This is a genomic window from Flavobacterium ginsengisoli, assembly GCF_029625315.1.
GTDB lineage: Bacteria > Bacteroidota > Bacteroidia > Flavobacteriales > Flavobacteriaceae > Flavobacterium > Flavobacterium ginsengisoli.
Genome location: NZ_CP121110.1, coordinates 1,927,217 through 1,944,044, shown reverse-complemented (window position 1 = coordinate 1,944,044; position 16,828 = coordinate 1,927,217). Strand labels below are relative to the sequence as shown.

Below are 16,828 nucleotides of genomic sequence, written 5' to 3'. Positions count from 1 at the left end.
TGCAAGATTTTTGATGAAAAAACTTTGTGAACTTTGCGTAAAACTTTGTGAACTTTGCGTTTAAAAAAATTTTGCGGTAGAATTTTTATAACTCAAAAAGTAAAGAGCAAAAAAAACAGCCTAGTAACCACAAGATTTACGCAAAGTTTATAAAGATTTTTTTGAGTAAATTTTATAAAATAAAAAAGTTCGCAAAGCTTTATCCTAATATAGCTTTGCGAACTTTGCATTTATATGCAAGATCTTTGATAAAAAACCTTTGCGAACTTTGCGTAAATCTTTGTGGCCTTTGCGGTAAAAAAAAATGCAGTAAAATTTTATAACTCAAAAAAGTAAAGAGCAAAAAAAAAACAGCTCAGTAACCACAAAGAGCTGTTTTTAAAACTTTTGAAAGTTTTTAACTTACTAACTATCTAACCTCACTTTTTATACTGTATTAGAGTATAAAATTTTAAGTGCCGTGAAGAATTGCACTTAACCTTAATATTTTCTTAGTTCAATGAAGTAGTTCCTTTTGAAGACAAAGTAGAACTATTTGCATCTACAGTAATATCGTATTTTACTTTTTTGAAGCTATCAGCAACTTCTAAAATATATTTTCCTTGTGGAAATTCTTCTAAACTGAAAGTTCTTAAGATTCCAGTTTTACCAGAAGCGTTTTCAGTATAGATTAAGTTACCATTTGTATCATATATACTAATAACAGCTTTTTGTAATTGATTAATTCCAAAAGCAATTACCTTGCCATTTCCTTTTAATACATGAAGATTTAATGCTTCATTACCATCAATTGCATAAGTACTCATTCCTGTTAGAAGTACTGCACATACTAAACTTAATTTCATAATCTTTTTCATATTCTATAGTATTAAATTTTTTTCGTTCATTTCTCTGATGCAAAGTTATAGCGAGCATGTGTGGTATTTTAACATCTATATTTTCCGATTTCTATGCTATATTCTCATTTACGAAACCGTTATATGTTAAAATTTGACTTTAATGTTGTGTTTTTGTTAATTTGATTGTTTTTCTTCAAAGTTTTTCAAAAACTAAATACTTCATAAAATTTCCGTTTTTCTTACAATTTTTAGCATATCTATATAAAATCAAGTTTTAAATAGGATAAATAAAAAAAAAGTCGGGAAAAAAATAAGACTCTAAAAAAAAGCCGATTTCGATGTGAAATTTGCAGTGTTAAGAACGTTATTTTAATGTAAAATTCGCATTTACGAAACCGTTGTAGGTTAAAATTTAAATTATTTTAGGTGTTTTTGTTAAATTTGCTATTATTTTTTAAAGAAATTATCATGAAGACTATTGCCCCAGCTCTTGAAGTGATAACTAACTCATACGGAAGTTCTTTTACCTACACTAAACACGCCGAAAAGACCAATAGTAAAGCTCATTTATGGCACTATCATCCAGAAATTGAGTTGGTTTATATAAATGGCGGGGCTGGAAAAAGACAAATAGGAAGCCATGTTTCTTATTATACCAATGGTAGTTTACTTTTAATAGGAGCTAATTTGCCACATTGCGGTTTTACAAATGAACAAACAGGAAATACAACGGAAACCGTAATTCATATAAAACCTGAATTTTTAGGAAGCGATTTTTTTGTTGCTCCTGAAATGAAAAGGGTGCAAAATATTTTGAAACAGGCTAAGGGCGGAATCGCTTTTGGTGGTGAAACAAAAAAACGTATCGGAAGTAAAATTGAAATGATGGAAAATGAACCGCCATTTCAAAGACTTATAACGCTTTTGAGTGTTTTAGACGAATTGGAATCGGCTGAAGAATATACCATCTTAAATGCTGATGGGTTTTCGATGGAACTGCAAACACAAGACAACGATCGTATGAATGTGGTTTTCAATTTTGTGAAAGATCATTTTCAGGAATCTATTTCTATAGATGAGGTTTCGAGTCTGGTAAGTATGACTACGCCTTCGTTTTGCCGTTATTTCAAAAAGATTTCGAATAAAACATTTACCGAGTTTGTAAATGAATATCGTTTAGTTCACGCTTCTAAGCTTTTGGCAGAACAGCCTATGAGTATTAACGAAGTTTGTTACGAAAGCGGTTTTAATAATTTCAGTCACTTTAGTAAATCATTTAAACAATACACTGGTAAAAGCGCTTCGCAATACCGACATGAGCATAAGATTATTATTAGTTGATTTTTTTGCCACGAATTACACGAATTGGCACGAATTAAATTTTATAATTTGTAAAAGAAATTCAAAAACCGATCAGTCAAAAGCTGATCGGTTTTTTTATCTTTTAGATTTACGAACTATTTTGCATTTTGCCAAGAGAGTATTTAAATTAATTAGTGAAAATTCGTGTAATTCGTGGCATCCAAAACCAGTCGGATTTTTCATATATTTTATTCTGAAAAAAGTTATATTTACAAACCCTAATCAGAAAAAAATATCAAAATGAAGAAACTTAAAATGCTATTGTCTGCATTTTTGCTTTGTCTTACCACCATGACATATGCTGCAAAAGTAGACACACTTCAAGTTGCAAGTACCGCAATGGGTAAAACTTATAAGGCTGCTGTAGTTTTGCCAAATTCTTATGCTAAAAGCAAAACAACTTATCCTGTAATGTATCTTTTGCATGGTGCATACGGACATTTTAGCGATTGGCTTAAAAATACTCCAAACAAAAAACTGGTTCACAATCTGGCAGACCAATACAATATGATTATTGTAATGCCAGAAGGAGAGACGTTTAGTTTTTATATTGATAGTCCTGTAAATAAAGAAAGCCAATTTGAAACTTTTATTACGCAAGAAGTAATTCAGAAAGTAGATAAAACGTACCGTACAATTAGTAATAGAAGCGGAAGAGTAATCACGGGGCTTTCTATGGGCGGACATGGCGCTTTATATTTATCTGCTAGACATCCTGATTTGTTTTGTGCGGCAGGAAGTATGAGCGGTGCGGTAGATATGAGTACAATGTTGAATAGAGATTCATCGGCTCAGATTGTAAAATTAATGCGACCAGTTTTTGGAGACAAAAGCGGAAATACAGAATTGTATGAGCAGAATTCTGTTTTAAGAATGGCTGATAAATTAAAAACAAATAAATTGCCGCTAATAATAGATTGCGGAGTAGACGATTTTCTAATTGAACCAAACCGAGAATTACACAGAAGATTGGTTTATAATAAAGTTGACCACGATTATACCGAAAGGCCAGGAGCTCATACTTGGGATTATTGGGAAAATTCGCTTCCGTATCATGTGTTATTTTTCAATAAAATACTATCTAAGAATCAGGTTACTGCAAAAAAATAAAGGAATTTTAATTTTAAAATAAGCCAAATCATTTTTTTTGGTTTAATTTTTGGAATACCTTTATAGTATAATCCTTAAAAAAAATAATTATGAAAAAGATACTTACCTTATTTGCAGTTATCGGTTTAATTGCATTTTCTAGCTGTGAAGGACCAGAAGGGCCTCCAGGACCTCAGGGACCAGATGGGATAATCGGTCAGGTTATTCAGAAAACGGTGAATTTTAACTCCCCTGATTACTCTGTATTAATTCCTTACGGTTTGCAGATTTATCCGTACGATGTTGTATTAGTTTATCATAGATATGAAATAAATAATGGGAATGCGGTTTGGAGATTACTTCCTCAAACATATTATATGAGTGATGGTGGTGCATTGGATTTTAATTATGATTTTACGATAAATGATGTAAGTATTTGGCTTGCAGCAGATTTTCCATTAAATACCTTGTCAACTGATTGGACTCAAAATCAGGTATTTAGAATTGTTATTGTTCCTGGAGAAAAATTGGCAGGAACAGCGAAGTCAGTTAATAAAGCTGATTATTCAGATTATAATGCTGTTATTGCAAAATACAATATTGATGACAGTAACGTGAAGAAGTTAAACTAAGATTCAATTCGAATAAATGCATAAAAAAAGGAAATCGTTAAGATTTCCTTTTTTATTTGAATATGATTAATTTTTAATAAATGTAAACTTTTGAATTGTTTCTCCTTCTACGGATTGAATGTTTATGAAATAAATTCCTGCAGATAAGTTTGAAATATTCACACTTACTAAATTAGCGTTTATAATTGAAAAATTATTTGAAATTACTGGAACTCCCATGACATTTACAATGTTTATTATAGAATTACTTAAATTACTTCCATTGTACGATCTTGTACTTGTGTTTTCTATGTTTATAATCGAAGTGGCCGGATTTGGATATATTTTGATGTTAGATGGGGTACTGCTTCCAGTTAATGATACTTCATTGCTGTAACTTTTTGATTTTCCAGAAATCCATTTGTTATTTTGGTCATAACCGCTGTAGGTGACTTCGGCAATTCTTCTGTATTTGTAATTGTTTTTTAATGTTAACGATTCTCCTCGTCGTACAATAATTTCTAATGGTTGTATTGGTGTGTAATCCTTATTTGTCGCTCCAGATATGTTCTGCCACGTATTATTGGCAATGTCGCCGCCATTTACTTGAAGTTGCCATTGGTATGTGATGTAGTTCTGGTGGATTACAACTATATTTGGATCAGAAGTTATAGATGAACCACTTATAGGTTCTGGAAATTCAATTTGAGAGGAAGATGAAATTTTTAAATCTTGATCACAGCATATGGTATTATTGTTTCGAATTGTCCTAATTAATATTTTTAGTTCATTACTTACTCTTTTAAAATTTTGATATACTGCAATTCGTCTCACTAAATAGTAGTTATCTTCATTAAAATTAAGATCGCTAGGTGTAAAGTTTTCTAATTCTACTGAATTTTCATTTTGTATAATCTTCCAATCTTTTAAATTTGTTTTTGTATATTCCCATTCATATCTATCAACATTGACAACATCATCTCCTCTTTGTTCTGTTTGATTTGGATTTTGTAAAATTGTTAAGTTTATTTTGACTCTTGCCCCAAGAATGCTTTTTGAATTTGTAGAAATTGTTTCTGCAAAACCATTTGAATCAAATGGCGCATCAATTGAAATTATATTTTCAGAAAATGGAGACTTGATTACAGTAATATTTATTGGGTTACTTTTATTAGGATATTCATTTCCATAAACATATCCCAGGCTTCTTGTTACTGTAAAACTTTCAGGTGATGTTATATAGTCTATACTTAGGGTTTGATTGATAAAATCTGCTTTTATATTTGTATTTGGATTTCCTTTTGTTTCCCATTTTTCACCAATACCATAAGGTTCTTTTGCATACGGATTTAAAAACTTAGAGCCTGTTATAAGTTGTGGTTTGTCTCCTAATCGCACAGTTTGGTTACAACACAATGTATTGGGAATTTTTGTAGGGTTTGGAGCATCTGCAGGAGGGTTTAAAGTAGTTCCTGAATTCATGCTTGAATTTTTAATTACAGCAATATTCGAACTTCTGTAAGCTGTTCCTGCAGGATTTTTGTATTCGGCAAAAATGAATCCGCCAGAAGTTGAGAAATCACTCCAGAGCAAGTTTATTACAATGCTTCTACTGGCAGTTCTTCCGCCACCAAAAAACAAAGTTCCTGTATCTCCGCCAAGTGCAATATTGGCATTTAATACATTCGAATTAGAATAATATATTTTTAATGTTCCGTAATCACTAACAGCAACATTACTTGGAATATCAACTTTAACGTTCAATGAGATAGTTGAATTTGGAATAGAGGCTAAATTGATTGGTCCAGAATTAACGTTGGTACTATTTACGGCAGTAGGAGTTAAGGTAACGGTTTGTGCAAATATTAATGTATTGAGCATTAATGTTGCAATGAGAAATAAGTAATTTTTTTTCATGATTATAATTTAAATTAAAAGTCTAAAATAAATATTTATACGTAAATTCTTTAATTTTAAATGTTAAATTATAGGAAAAGTAGTAAAAAATTACAAATAGTTGTAAAAAAGAGAGGAAACCTTACGATTTCCTCTCTTTTGAGAATATATGTTTTTAAAGCTAATTATTCTTCGCTTGACGAATCATTTAAAACCTTTTCTGGTCCGAATTTAAGAGAAACTAGAATTCCAACTAAAAGTGATAAAGCAATAAATCCTAAAGAAGCCCATTCTGGAACTTCAATGTAATCGTGTAGTAACATTTTTAATCCAACAAAAGCTAAAATAGCTACTAAGCTGTATTCTAGATAACTGAATTTTGCCAACATATTTGCTAAGAAGAAATACATAGAACGTAATCCTAAAATGGCAAAAATGTTAGAGCTAAATACTAGAAAAGGATCTTTTGTAATGGCTAAAATTGCAGGAACACTATCTACAGCAAATAGCACATCCATAACCTCAATTACAATCAAAGCAACGAATAATGGAGTTGCGACTTTTTTTGCAGTCTTGGTTGAGATAAAGAATTTTTCGCCATCCATTTCTGATGTAATCGGAATAATTTTTCCTAATGTTTTGTATACAAACGAATCTTTTGGATGAAAATCTTCATCTTCGCCAGAAAATAACATTTTTATAGCAGTAAAAATCAAGAAAATACCAAAGACATAGGTTGTCCAAGTAAATTTGCTAATTAGCATTACGCCAAAGAAAATCATCAAACCACGGAAAACAATTGCTCCTAGAATTCCCCAAAATAAAACGCGGTGCTGGTATTTTTGCGGAATTTTGAACGAAGCAAAAATAATAGCAATAACAAAGATGTTGTCAACACTTAGCGAAAGCTCAATTAAATATCCGGTAATGAATTTCATTGAAGCGACTGCAGGTTTTAACTTATCTGGGTTCGCGATATAATCTGTGGTATACAGCCAGTAAATTACTCCCGAAAACAGGAAGGATAAAGTAACCCAAATAAGAGTCCATTTGCTGGCTTCTTTAGTACTAATAATATGTGGTGTTTTGTTAAAGACACCAAGGTCTAAAGCAAGAATAAAAATTACAGCAAGTAAAAAGAGAGACCAGACTATCATAAATTATTTTTTTTAATGATATACAAAGATAAGTTTTGAACTTTAACTTAAAAATTAAATTTAATCTTAAAATTAAGTAATATTTGTTACTTGTAAAATGTTAAGTATTATAAAGTTATGAGGTTTTTTTCTTGTTTAGCCCAACAAGTTTTTAAAACCTGTCGGGTTAATGCATAAAAAAAGTGCCAACAATTACGATGGCACTTTGTAAAATATATTGTAAGCTTTAAATTATATTGCTGAGTTAACAGTTTTGATAATTCTAGCGACAATTTTGTAAGGGTCTCCGTTTGAAGCTGGTCTTCTGTCTTCCAACCATCCTTTCCAACCTTTTTGAACAGTCATTAAAGGAATTCTGATAGAACATCCTCTGTCTGAAACTCCATAAGAGAAATCGTGGATAGAAGCAGTTTCGTGCTTACCAGTTAAACGCTGATCGTTGTAAGCTCCGTAAACTGCAATGTGCTCAGCAGTAACAGGACGGAAAGCTTCACAGATTTTCTCGTAAACTTCTTGAGAACCACATGTTCTAAGAACTGTGTTAGAGAAGTTGGCGTGCATACCAGAACCGTTCCAGTCAGTATCTCCTAGAGGTTTTGGGTGATATTCGATATAGTAACCATATTTCTCAGTCAAACGGTCTAATAGGTAACGAGCAACCCAGATTTCGTCTCCAGCTTTTTTAGCTCCTTTAGCGAATAATTGGAATTCCCATTGTCCGCAAGCAACCTCTTGGTTGATTCCTTCAAAGTTGATTCCAGCAGCGATACATAAATCAGCATGCTCTTCAACTAATTTTCTACCGTGTGTGTTTTTTCCACCTACAGAACAGTAGTACATCCCTTGTGGAGCAGGGTATCCTCCAACTGGGAAACCAAGTGGAAGTTGTGTTTTAGTATCCATAATGAAATACTCTTGTTCGAATCCAAACCAAAAATCATCATTATCATCATCAATTGTAGCTCTACCGTTAGAAGGGTGTGGTGTTCCGTCAGCATACATAACTTCGCACATTACTAACCATCCGTTGATACGAGTTGGATCTGGATAGATTGCAACTGGAACTAATAAACAGTCAGAAGAACCTCCTTCGGCTTGTCTTGTAGATGATCCATCAAATGACCAGTTTCCAAGCTCCTCTAATGTTCCTTTGAAGTTTTCGTGTTCTTCAACTTTAGTTTTACTTCTAAGATTTTGAGTTGGTTCATATCCATCTAACCAAATGTACTCTAACTTAATTTTAGCCATAATAATATAAATTAATTTTTTTGTTTTTTTTCGTTGGGTCAAATATAGATTTATTTTTTCAGTCCCAAAAATTAGGGGGCTGTTTTGTTTTATGAACTATAATTTTTTGGATAAGCGCAATTTTGATAGGGGTATATTTTAAAAAAAGCAATTTTAATAACCTTAAAAAAACAAATTCGTAATAATTAAGGAACATTTTTGAATTTCTGAGTTAAGGAATTATGAAAAAATGTTTATTTAATCAATATTACCGTACAGTTTTGTTATATTTCTGTGATTTGAATTCATTATTCTTTGAAAAAAGCGTTTTATGTTGAGAAATTCTATTTCAAAAATCTAAAATTTATATTTTAAATAGGTTCTTTATTTGTTTATATTTGCTGATCATTTTTTAATGAAAATTAGTACGAATTTAAAACATACATAACCATGTCAACATTACGTTTCCAAGCTTTACAACAAGCTTCTAACAGAAAGCCGGTGCATTTTGAAGAAATTGGCCGAAAATCAAATCTTTTTGGGGCAAATGTGTTTAATGAAAAGGCAATGAAGCAATATTTAACTTCAGATGCATTTAAAGGAGTAAGAGATGCTATCCAACACGGAACTAAAATCGACAGAAAACTAGCTGATTATATTGCTATGGGAATGAAAGAATGGGCTCTTTCTAAAGGTGTAACACATTATACACATTGGTTTCAGCCACTTACAGGAACAACAGCAGAAAAACACGATGCTTTTTTTGAAACTTCTTATGATGGAAATGAATCTGTAGAAAAATTTGGAGGTGCACAATTGGTACAGCAAGAGCCAGATGCATCTAGTTTCCCGAATGGCGGAATCAGAAATACATTTGAAGCAAGAGGATATACAGCCTGGGATCCGACTTCACCAGCTTTTATATATGGTACAACTTTATGTATACCAACAGTATTTATTGCTTATACAGGTGAGGCTTTAGACAATAAGATACCTTTATTAAGAGCATTATCTGCAATTGACGAAGCGGCTACAGAAGTTTGTAAATATTTTGACAAAAACGTAAAAAAGGTAACAGCAACTTTAGGCTGGGAGCAAGAATATTTCTTGATTGACAAAGCTTTGGCAAATTCTCGTCCAGACTTAATGATGACAGGAAGAACCTTATTAGGACATACTTCTGCAAAAGGGCGACAATTAGACGATCATTATTTCGGATCTATTCCAACTCGTGCTCTTACTTATATGAGAGATTTAGAGCAGGAATGTATGTTATTGGGTATTCCGGTAAAAACGCGTCATAATGAGGTTGCGCCAAATCAGTTTGAGTTAGCGCCTATTTTTGAGGAAACGAATTTAGCGGTTGATCATAACTCTTTATTAATGGACGTTATGCAGAAAGTTGCAGAACGTCATGACTTTAAAGTATTATTTCACGAAAAGCCTTTTAAAGGAGTAAATGGTTCTGGAAAACACAATAACTGGTCGTTGGCAACAGATACAGGGGTTAATTTATTAAGTCCGAGCAAAACGCCAATGAGCAATTTACAGTTTTTGACTTTCTTTATTAATACAATCAAAGCGGTAAACGATAACGAAACTTTATTAAGAGCTTCTATCGCAACGGCAAGTAACGACCATAGGTTAGGAGCAAATGAAGCGCCGCCAGCAATTATGTCTGTATTTATCGGAGCACAATTGACAAAAGTGTTATCTGAATTAGAAAGTGTAACTACAGGAAAACTTTCGCCAGAAGAAAAAACAGATCTTAAATTGAATGTTGTTGGTAAAATTCCAGATGTATTATTAGACAATACAGACAGAAATAGAACTTCGCCTTTTGCTTTTACAGGAAATAAATTTGAGTTTAGAGCTGTGGGTTCAAACTCGAACTGCTCAAATGCAATGACAACTTTGAATGCAATTGTGGCAAAACAGTTAATTGACTTTAAAAATGAAGTAGAAAACCTAATCGAGTCGAAAGACATGAAAAAGGACGATGCTATTTTTAATGTTCTAAGAGAATACATCAAACAATCTAAAAAGATTCTTTTTGAAGGTGACGGTTATAGCGAAGCTTGGGAAAAAGAAGGCGCAAAAAGAGGATTGAGTAATTTTAAAACAACTCCAGAAGCGATAAAAGCAAAAGTTTCGAAACAAGCTTTGGAATTGTTTGAAGAATTAGGAATCTTTAATCATGTAGAAGCCGAAGCACGTTACGAAATTGAATTGGAAGAATACACTAAAAAAATCCAGATTGAAGGTCGTGTTTTAGGAGATATTGCAAGAAACCATGTTATTCCGACTGCAATTCGTTATCAGAATACATTAATTGAAAATGTAAAAGGATTAAAAGAAATTTTTGCAAAAGAATTTGATGCATTAGCAAAAGAGCAGATTGTTTTGATTAAAGAAATTTCAGGCCATATCGAAGGAATCAATTCTAAGGTATTGGCAATGACTAATGAAAGAAAGAAAGCAAATCAATTAACTGATGCTCAAAAAATGGCAGAGGCGTATTGCAATAACGTAAAACCATATTTTGACGAGATTCGTAATCACTGCGATAAATTGGAATTATTGGTAGATGACGAAAGTTGGACATTAACCAAATACAGAGAATTATTGTTTACTAAATAATTAAGAAACAATTTGTTAAAGCCTGTCTTCTAAGACAGGCTTTTTTTGCTTAAATAGTAATAAAGCCCCTATTTAATTGATATTTTCTTTGTTACAGATGCTTTAAATGTAAACAAATTGTAATAAGTACCTTTTTTCCTATGAAAATTTATAAGCTTTTTGGCAGTTCATCGAGATAGTTTTACAGTTTGTCGAAAAGAGGTTAATATCTTGTAAAATAGGTATTTATACTGAATCTTGTTTTGGAGAAGTTTTATAATTTTGGTCATGAAGTTGAGAAAATAAATTAAAATTTGTTTTCAAATGGCGTTGTAAAGTCCCCGTCTTTTCCCCCAAATTTCGAATCTGCAAATTACCTACATAATAAGTTGTATTAATAACCAATTAAATATATTTATTATGAAAAAAGTAATTTTAAGCATCTCAGCGATGCTGTTTGTAGGAGTAGCGGCAATCGCTCAAGGAAACACTTCATCAGTAAACCAAGTTGGAGATTCTGATCAAGGTATTGTTAATCAAAATGGTCAAACGAATGATTCAAAGATTGATCAATTAGGAAACACAAACAAATCAGAAGTTTATCAAGGAATTCAACCAGCAACTTACAATGCCAAAAGTAACATGGCAGATGTAAAACAAAAAGGAGACAACAACGGGGCTTTTATTTCTCAAAGTAACCATGACAACAAAGCAACACAAAGTCAGACAGGAAACTGGAATAAAGCAACTATTTGGCAAGACCAAATTGTAGAATCTACAATCCCATCAGCACTTGGAGGTAAAGATGTTGCAACTCAAACTCAAAAAGGAAATAATAATACCGCTACTATTGATCAAGGTACAACTGGTAATGAAAAACCGACAGGACTTCCTTTTAATCCTACTCAATTAAGTCAAGTAGCATTAGTTGCTGTGCCATTTGGACCACACAGCCAAAACGAAGCTACTCAAACACAAAATGGAGATAATAATCTTGCTTATGCAAGCCAAGGTGGTGTTCAAAACAAATCTTCTCAAACACAAACTTCTCCAGGTGGTACTTCAGCATCAGACGGCAACAAGTCATATCACTATCAATATGGAGATAAAAACGAAGCTACATCTGTTCAAAATGGTACTAAGTTGAGAGAAGATACATTGCAAATTGGTAACTTAAACAAAGCTACAGTTACTCAAACAGGTGCAGCGCACAGTAGCATTAATTTCTCTCTAGGAAACTCAAACATAATTAGTGTTACTCAAAGTAACTAATTGAAAAGATAAAAATGTGATAGTCGTAAAACGACTATCGCATTTTTTTAATTTAAAACAGAATCAAGATGAAATCTTTCATTTTATATATACTATTAATATTCTTTTACAGTCCTGTATTTTATGCTCAGGAAAAAGAAGAAGGTTCAGAATTTAAAAATTACAGTTCATCGCTTTTTAATTCAAAAGAGAAAGCTTTTAGCATTGTTTCCAATTTGAGTAAAAAAGAACAAAGCGATTTAAATTCAAGAATCCAATCTGGAGTGCAAATTCAGCAGGTTGGCGATTTTAATAAAATTTATGCTTCTTTAAAATCGAATGATACAAAAGTTGCAATAGATCAAAATGGTGATAATAATGCGTTAGCATTAGATAAAAGTGCAAAAACAATTACTCAAAGTGTTATTCAGCAAGGCGATAACAACAAAATTTCCGATTTTACATTGCATACCAATTACAATGTTAATATGGAAATGATTCAAAAGGGAGATAATCAAAGCATTCAAAATATAGGAACCAATTCGTTGTCAAAAAACATGAAAATTACACAGACAGGAAATGGCGCTTCTATTATTCTTATAAACAAATAAAATAAAGATGTATTTTATAAACAGACATATCATAATCTTTCTATTGTTTTTTTCTTTTCTTGTTTATGGGCAAGTTCCACAGGATAAGATAAAAGCCAAAATCGAAATTGAAAGAGTAGAAAACAGTGTAAAAATTACTGGTACTGCCGAAAACTTAACAGAAGTAATTCGAAGTGCGACTTATCGCTTGTCTGTTATAAAAAATAATAATAAAAGTAATAATCAGTCTAATAATGACCAAGTTGGTGTTTTTACTTTGCAACCCAACGAAATTCAGAAATTGTCTACATCGCAAATTAATTTGACAGCAGATGATGAGGTAATCATTTTGCTTTTGTTTTACGATGAAGACAAGCAAATTATAGCGAAAGATCGTGTCGTTTTGGGCGAAGAAAAAAAAGACGATGTAATAGTTCTTCCTGTTGACGGATTTGTTTTGAGAGGTATCATTACCGATGATACCAAAACAAAAATGGGAAAAGATTTTTACGACAGATATTATTACAAATACAATGATATTGGGATAAATGCCGAAAAAATAGTTACAATAAGTGAAGAATACAGTTTTGCCAGAAATACAGCAATATCTATAACTATAGATAATGAGGTTATCTATGATTTTTTAGTAAGGCCTGATGATGAGTTTTTAGATGCAGTTGCAGAGGAAGCTGTAAATACCACTTTTACTTATTTGAAAGAAAAAGAAAAACAACGCAAATATTTCACTCAGTATTAATTTTATTATTAGCGACATGAAATTTATTTTAATCCTTGCAGTTTTTCTGCTTATTTCTCCATTTATAAATGCTCAAGCTTTAGTTTACAAACCTGTAAATCCAGCTTTTGGAGGAGATACTTTTAACTATCAGTGGCTTCTAAGTAGTGCAGAAGCGCAAAATAAACAAAAGGACAAAACAGCAGAAACCAAACCCCAAACTGATTTAGAACGATTTAAAGCCAATTTAAACTCACAATTGCTAAGTCAGATTTCTAGTTCTCTTTATAAACAGCAATTTGGTACAGATGGTATCAAAGAAGGCTCTTATACATTCGGAAGTTATTCAGTAGATGTCTATCCATCTTCTGACGGATTAACTTTAAATATCCTAGATACCAATACAGGAGAACAAACCCAAGTAATCATCCCAAATCAATAATATGCGATTCCATTACTATTTATTTATTGTATTTGGATTTCTTTTTACTGGTTGCGGCGCTTATTATAATCAACCCACAGGAGTACAAAAAGCTGTTTTGGGAGAAGGAACGCCTGCGACTTCATTATTAAAAGATTTACCAAAACCTAAAGAGCAAGTTGTAGTTGGTGTCTATAAATTTAGAGACCAGACTGGACAATATAAACCTCAGGAAAACGGAAGCAGTTTTAGTACTGCTGTAACTCAGGGCGCAACGTCTATTCTAATAAAAGCGCTAGAAGACTCAAAATGGTTTGTGCCAATTGAGCGCGAAAATATTGGAAACTTATTGCAGGAGCGAAATCTTATTCGAGCCACGAGACAGGAATATGTAAAAAATGCAAATCCGAACGAACCCCAGTTAACTCCATTATTGTATGCAGGAGTTTTGTTAGAAGGAGGTATAGTTTCCTATGATTCCAATATTATTACAGGCGGATTTGGTGCTCGATATTTTGGAGCTGGAGCTTCTGTGAAATATCGCCAGGATCGTGTTACAATATACTTAAGAATGATTTCTACTTCAAACGGAAAAATTCTAAAATCTGTTTATATCTCAAAAACTATTTTGTCTCAGGCTATCGACGAGAGTCTTTTTAGATATGTAAATTTTAAAAGGCTTTTGGAAGTAGAAACCGGATATACAACTAATGAACCCGTACACATGGCTGTAACAGAAGCGATAGAAAAAGCGGTAGAATCATTGGTTTTAGAAGGAATAAAAGACAATATCTGGGAAGCCGATGCACCAAAATGGCAGGTTGACAATTTATTAAAAGCATACGCAGAAGAAACCAAAACGGCAGATGTTACAGGACTTTATGATAGGGTCTTAGAAAATAGAAGAAGCCAGTTTGCTATAGAACTTTCTGGTGGAGCTACTTTAATGGATGGAGATTATCAAGATCCGCTTTTAAGACCTTTTGGACGCGGAGCTTTAAAATTCTTTATTACTCCAAGTTTTAATATCAGCGCTTCTACAAATGTGGTAAATCTTGCCAATAAAAATTTAGTCGATGTCGGATACATTACATACGATCTTAATATGGAATGGGTCATACTTCCTAAAGACCGTCTTACGCCTTATTTATATGTAGGTGGCGGATATGGAATGAATAGGAAATTTGAAAATACATATGGCAAAGTCCAATATGGAGGAGGTCTTGAATATTTGGCTTCAGATAGAATAGGAATAAAATTATTTGCGGAGCAAAATATCAATTTCAGTGATAATATCGATTATATAGTTGCTGGAACCCGAGATGATTACTATTATAAATTTGGATTAGGACTGACTTATTATTTTGTGAAGAAAAAGAAAAAGTAAATCGGTCATTTCGAAGATGTAAGAAAGAAGTTTAAATTTTAAAAGTAAGGTAATAATGAAGTATTTATATAAAATAGCAAGTGTACTTTTTTTATTAGGTCTGGTTTCCTGCAGCGAAGAGAAAATTGGAGAATCTCAGTTTGGAACTGTAACCGGAAAAGTAGTCAATAGTGATACTTTTGAACCAATGGAAAATGTAAAAATATTATCAAGTCCAACAACTAGCACTGTTTTTACAGATGCTGAAGGAAAATTTACGGTTTCGAATGTAAAAGTGGGCGAATATTCTTTTCAAGCCCAAAAGGATGGTTTTACAGCAAAGTTCGAAGCGGTTACTGTAACAGCCAATAACACTTCTGAAATTGTATTCGAATTAAGCAAATCGACAGCAAATAACAAACCTCCAACAGTTCCGGTTTTGGTTGCTCCAACAGATAATAGCACAAGTCAGCCTATAAATTTAGAACTCAGTTGGACTGTTGCCGATCCTGATAATGATACGATGACATACACGATAAATCTGAGAAATGATAAAAATAGCGATATCGCGGTTTTTACAGATATAAAAGACAAAAAACTGGCACTGACAAATTTAATGTATGGCACAAAATATTATTGGCAAGTTTCTGTAAGTGATGGAGTAAATGCACCAGTTTTAAGCACAATAAGCGCATTTTCTACAATTGCATTTCCAGCAACAAGGCATTTATTTGTGAAAACCATAAATGGAAACAACGTAATTTTTACAGCAGATGATACGGGAAAACAATACCAATTAACAAGTTCTGATAAAAATTATTGGCGACCAAGACGAAATAATCAGGCTCAAAAAATAGCATTTATAGGAACAACAGGTTCGCAAAATGATATTTATACGATGAATTTTGACGGAACAAACATAAAAAAAGTAACAAGTTCTATTCCTATTGCTGGGTTTAATGCAAATTATATAGGGTATTCGTGGAATGCTTCTGGAAGCGAATTTATTTATCCGAACTTTGATAAATTATATAGGATAAAAAGCGATGGAAGTGGAGTCGCCAAAATATTCCAGACCCCAAACGGTAAATTTATTTCAGAATGTGATTGGAGTGCAGATGGAAGTAAAATAGCTTTAAAAGTAAATGATATAAATGGCTATGGCGTAGAAATTTATGTTATAAATCCGTCGGGAGTAGTTGTAACTCCAATATTGGCTAGCTTACCAGGTGCTGTTAGCGGTTTGAGTTTTTCAGTTTCTGGCTTGAAATTAGTTTATACTAGAGATGTTTCAGGATTTGAAAACAATAATTATCGTCAATTAGATTCTAAAATTTTTGAATATAGTTTTCTTTTAGGTAATTCATATGAAATTACTACAGAAAAGCCTTCAGGATCAAATGACTTGGATGTTAGGTATTCACCAAATGAAGCCGAGCTAATCTTTATGAACACTTCAAATGATGGAATTTCAGTAAAAAATATCGTTAAATGCGGAATAGGAGTTGCAAATTCTAGAGTAATCTTATTTACAGGAGCTTCAATGCCCGACTGGGAATAAAAGCATCAAGCCAAAGTTTCATAACCAATTTTATTTCGGGAGATCGGCAGAATATAAACTTCTGCCGATTTTTTTATCAATCAAATAATCGAATAAGGCAAAG

General features: G+C 32.4%; 14 protein-coding genes. 10 read left to right on the top strand and 4 right to left on the bottom strand.

The annotated features are described in order from the left end of the window. Window positions 1–491 precede the first annotated feature (491 nt). A complete protein-coding gene (locus P5P87_RS09045) occupies window positions 492–857 on the bottom strand; it encodes a T9SS type A sorting domain-containing protein (RefSeq protein ID WP_198856963.1) in 366 nt (121 codons plus the stop codon). Between the two features lie 450 nt (window positions 858–1,307). On the opposite strand from P5P87_RS09045, the gene P5P87_RS09040 reads away from it, so the two are divergent. The 3 genes from P5P87_RS09040 to P5P87_RS09030 all read left to right on the top strand — a co-directional run bounded on the left by P5P87_RS09040 (window position 1,308) and on the right by P5P87_RS09030 (window position 3,922). Beyond that, on the top strand, window positions 1,308–2,180 hold the full coding sequence (locus P5P87_RS09040) for an AraC family transcriptional regulator (protein WP_198856964.1): 873 nt from the start codon (window positions 1,308–1,310) through the stop codon (window positions 2,178–2,180). A gap of 261 nt (window positions 2,181–2,441) precedes the next feature. Then, a complete protein-coding gene (locus P5P87_RS09035; RefSeq protein WP_278022303.1) occupies window positions 2,442–3,311 on the top strand; it encodes an alpha/beta hydrolase in 870 nt (289 codons plus the stop codon). Between the two features lie 89 nt (window positions 3,312–3,400). Continuing rightward, window positions 3,401–3,922: a hypothetical protein gene (locus tag P5P87_RS09030; protein ID WP_278022302.1), complete on the top strand. Its 522-nt coding sequence runs from the start codon at window positions 3,401–3,403 to the stop codon at window positions 3,920–3,922. A gap of 66 nt (window positions 3,923–3,988) precedes the next feature. Here the strand turns inward: P5P87_RS09030 and P5P87_RS09025 are convergent, their stop codons facing one another. The 3 genes from P5P87_RS09025 to P5P87_RS09015 all read right to left on the bottom strand — a co-directional run bounded on the left by P5P87_RS09025 (window position 3,989) and on the right by P5P87_RS09015 (window position 8,202). Then, window positions 3,989–5,818: a T9SS type A sorting domain-containing protein gene (locus tag P5P87_RS09025; RefSeq protein ID WP_278022301.1), complete on the bottom strand. Its 1,830-nt coding sequence runs from the start codon at window positions 5,816–5,818 to the stop codon at window positions 3,989–3,991. A 164-nt stretch (window positions 5,819–5,982) separates the two neighbouring features. Continuing rightward, window positions 5,983–6,954, bottom strand: coding sequence for a TerC family protein (locus tag P5P87_RS09020; RefSeq protein ID WP_278022300.1), 972 nt, complete (start codon window positions 6,952–6,954; stop codon window positions 5,983–5,985). Window positions 6,955–7,185: 231 nt separating this feature from the next. Further along, window positions 7,186–8,202: a glutamine synthetase beta-grasp domain-containing protein gene (locus P5P87_RS09015; RefSeq protein WP_278022299.1), complete on the bottom strand. Its 1,017-nt coding sequence runs from the start codon at window positions 8,200–8,202 to the stop codon at window positions 7,186–7,188. Between the two features lie 429 nt (window positions 8,203–8,631). Here P5P87_RS09015 and P5P87_RS09010 point away from each other — a divergent pair, with 429 nt between their 5' ends. The 7 genes from P5P87_RS09010 (at window position 8,632) to P5P87_RS08980 (ending at window position 16,725) form a co-directional block, all read left to right on the top strand. Beyond that, a complete protein-coding gene (locus tag P5P87_RS09010; RefSeq protein WP_278022298.1) occupies window positions 8,632–10,821 on the top strand; it encodes a glutamine synthetase III family protein in 2,190 nt (729 codons plus the stop codon). A gap of 399 nt (window positions 10,822–11,220) precedes the next feature. After that, window positions 11,221–12,072, top strand: coding sequence for a hypothetical protein (locus P5P87_RS09005; protein WP_198856969.1), 852 nt, complete (start codon window positions 11,221–11,223; stop codon window positions 12,070–12,072). Between the two features lie 68 nt (window positions 12,073–12,140). Beyond that, window positions 12,141–12,662 carry a hypothetical protein gene (locus tag P5P87_RS09000; protein ID WP_198856970.1) on the top strand — a complete coding sequence of 174 codons (522 nt, stop codon included), beginning with the start codon at window positions 12,141–12,143 and terminating at the stop codon, window positions 12,660–12,662. 7 nt (window positions 12,663–12,669) lie between these two features. Further along, window positions 12,670–13,398: a curli-like amyloid fiber formation chaperone CsgH gene (gene csgH / locus P5P87_RS08995; protein ID WP_278022297.1), complete on the top strand. Its 729-nt coding sequence runs from the start codon at window positions 12,670–12,672 to the stop codon at window positions 13,396–13,398. 16 nt (window positions 13,399–13,414) lie between these two features. Next, window positions 13,415–13,819 (top strand): curli production assembly/transport component CsgF, encoded by a 405-nt coding sequence (locus P5P87_RS08990; protein WP_198856973.1) that lies wholly within the window; start codon window positions 13,415–13,417, stop codon window positions 13,817–13,819. 1 nt (window position 13,820) lies between these two features. Continuing rightward, window positions 13,821–15,185, top strand: coding sequence for a CsgG/HfaB family protein (locus tag P5P87_RS08985; RefSeq protein WP_198856974.1), 1,365 nt, complete (start codon window positions 13,821–13,823; stop codon window positions 15,183–15,185). A gap of 55 nt (window positions 15,186–15,240) precedes the next feature. Next, window positions 15,241–16,725: a carboxypeptidase regulatory-like domain-containing protein gene (locus P5P87_RS08980; protein ID WP_278022296.1), complete on the top strand. Its 1,485-nt coding sequence runs from the start codon at window positions 15,241–15,243 to the stop codon at window positions 16,723–16,725. Window positions 16,726–16,828 lie beyond the last annotated feature (103 nt).

Bases quoted from the DNA above. Each gene is read 5' to 3' on its own strand.
- P5P87_RS09045 (WP_198856963.1), bottom strand. From the start codon at position 857: ATGAAAAAGATTATGAAATTAAGTTTAGTATGTGCAGTACTTCTAACA.
- P5P87_RS09040 (WP_198856964.1), top strand. From the start codon at position 1,308: ATGAAGACTATTGCCCCAGCTCTTGAAGTGATAACTAACTCATACGGA.
- P5P87_RS09035 (WP_278022303.1), top strand. From the start codon at position 2,442: ATGAAGAAACTTAAAATGCTATTGTCTGCATTTTTGCTTTGTCTTACC.
- P5P87_RS09030 (WP_278022302.1), top strand. From the start codon at position 3,401: ATGAAAAAGATACTTACCTTATTTGCAGTTATCGGTTTAATTGCATTT.
- P5P87_RS09025 (WP_278022301.1), bottom strand. From the start codon at position 5,818: ATGAAAAAAAATTACTTATTTCTCATTGCAACATTAATGCTCAATACA.
- P5P87_RS09020 (WP_278022300.1), bottom strand. From the start codon at position 6,954: ATGATAGTCTGGTCTCTCTTTTTACTTGCTGTAATTTTTATTCTTGCT.
- P5P87_RS09015 (WP_278022299.1), bottom strand. From the start codon at position 8,202: ATGGCTAAAATTAAGTTAGAGTACATTTGGTTAGATGGATATGAACCA.
- P5P87_RS09010 (WP_278022298.1), top strand. From the start codon at position 8,632: ATGTCAACATTACGTTTCCAAGCTTTACAACAAGCTTCTAACAGAAAG.
- P5P87_RS09005 (WP_198856969.1), top strand. From the start codon at position 11,221: ATGAAAAAAGTAATTTTAAGCATCTCAGCGATGCTGTTTGTAGGAGTA.
- P5P87_RS09000 (WP_198856970.1), top strand. From the start codon at position 12,141: ATGAAATCTTTCATTTTATATATACTATTAATATTCTTTTACAGTCCT.
- csgH (WP_278022297.1), top strand. From the start codon at position 12,670: ATGTATTTTATAAACAGACATATCATAATCTTTCTATTGTTTTTTTCT.
- P5P87_RS08990 (WP_198856973.1), top strand. From the start codon at position 13,415: ATGAAATTTATTTTAATCCTTGCAGTTTTTCTGCTTATTTCTCCATTT.
- P5P87_RS08985 (WP_198856974.1), top strand. From the start codon at position 13,821: ATGCGATTCCATTACTATTTATTTATTGTATTTGGATTTCTTTTTACT.
- P5P87_RS08980 (WP_278022296.1), top strand. From the start codon at position 15,241: ATGAAGTATTTATATAAAATAGCAAGTGTACTTTTTTTATTAGGTCTG.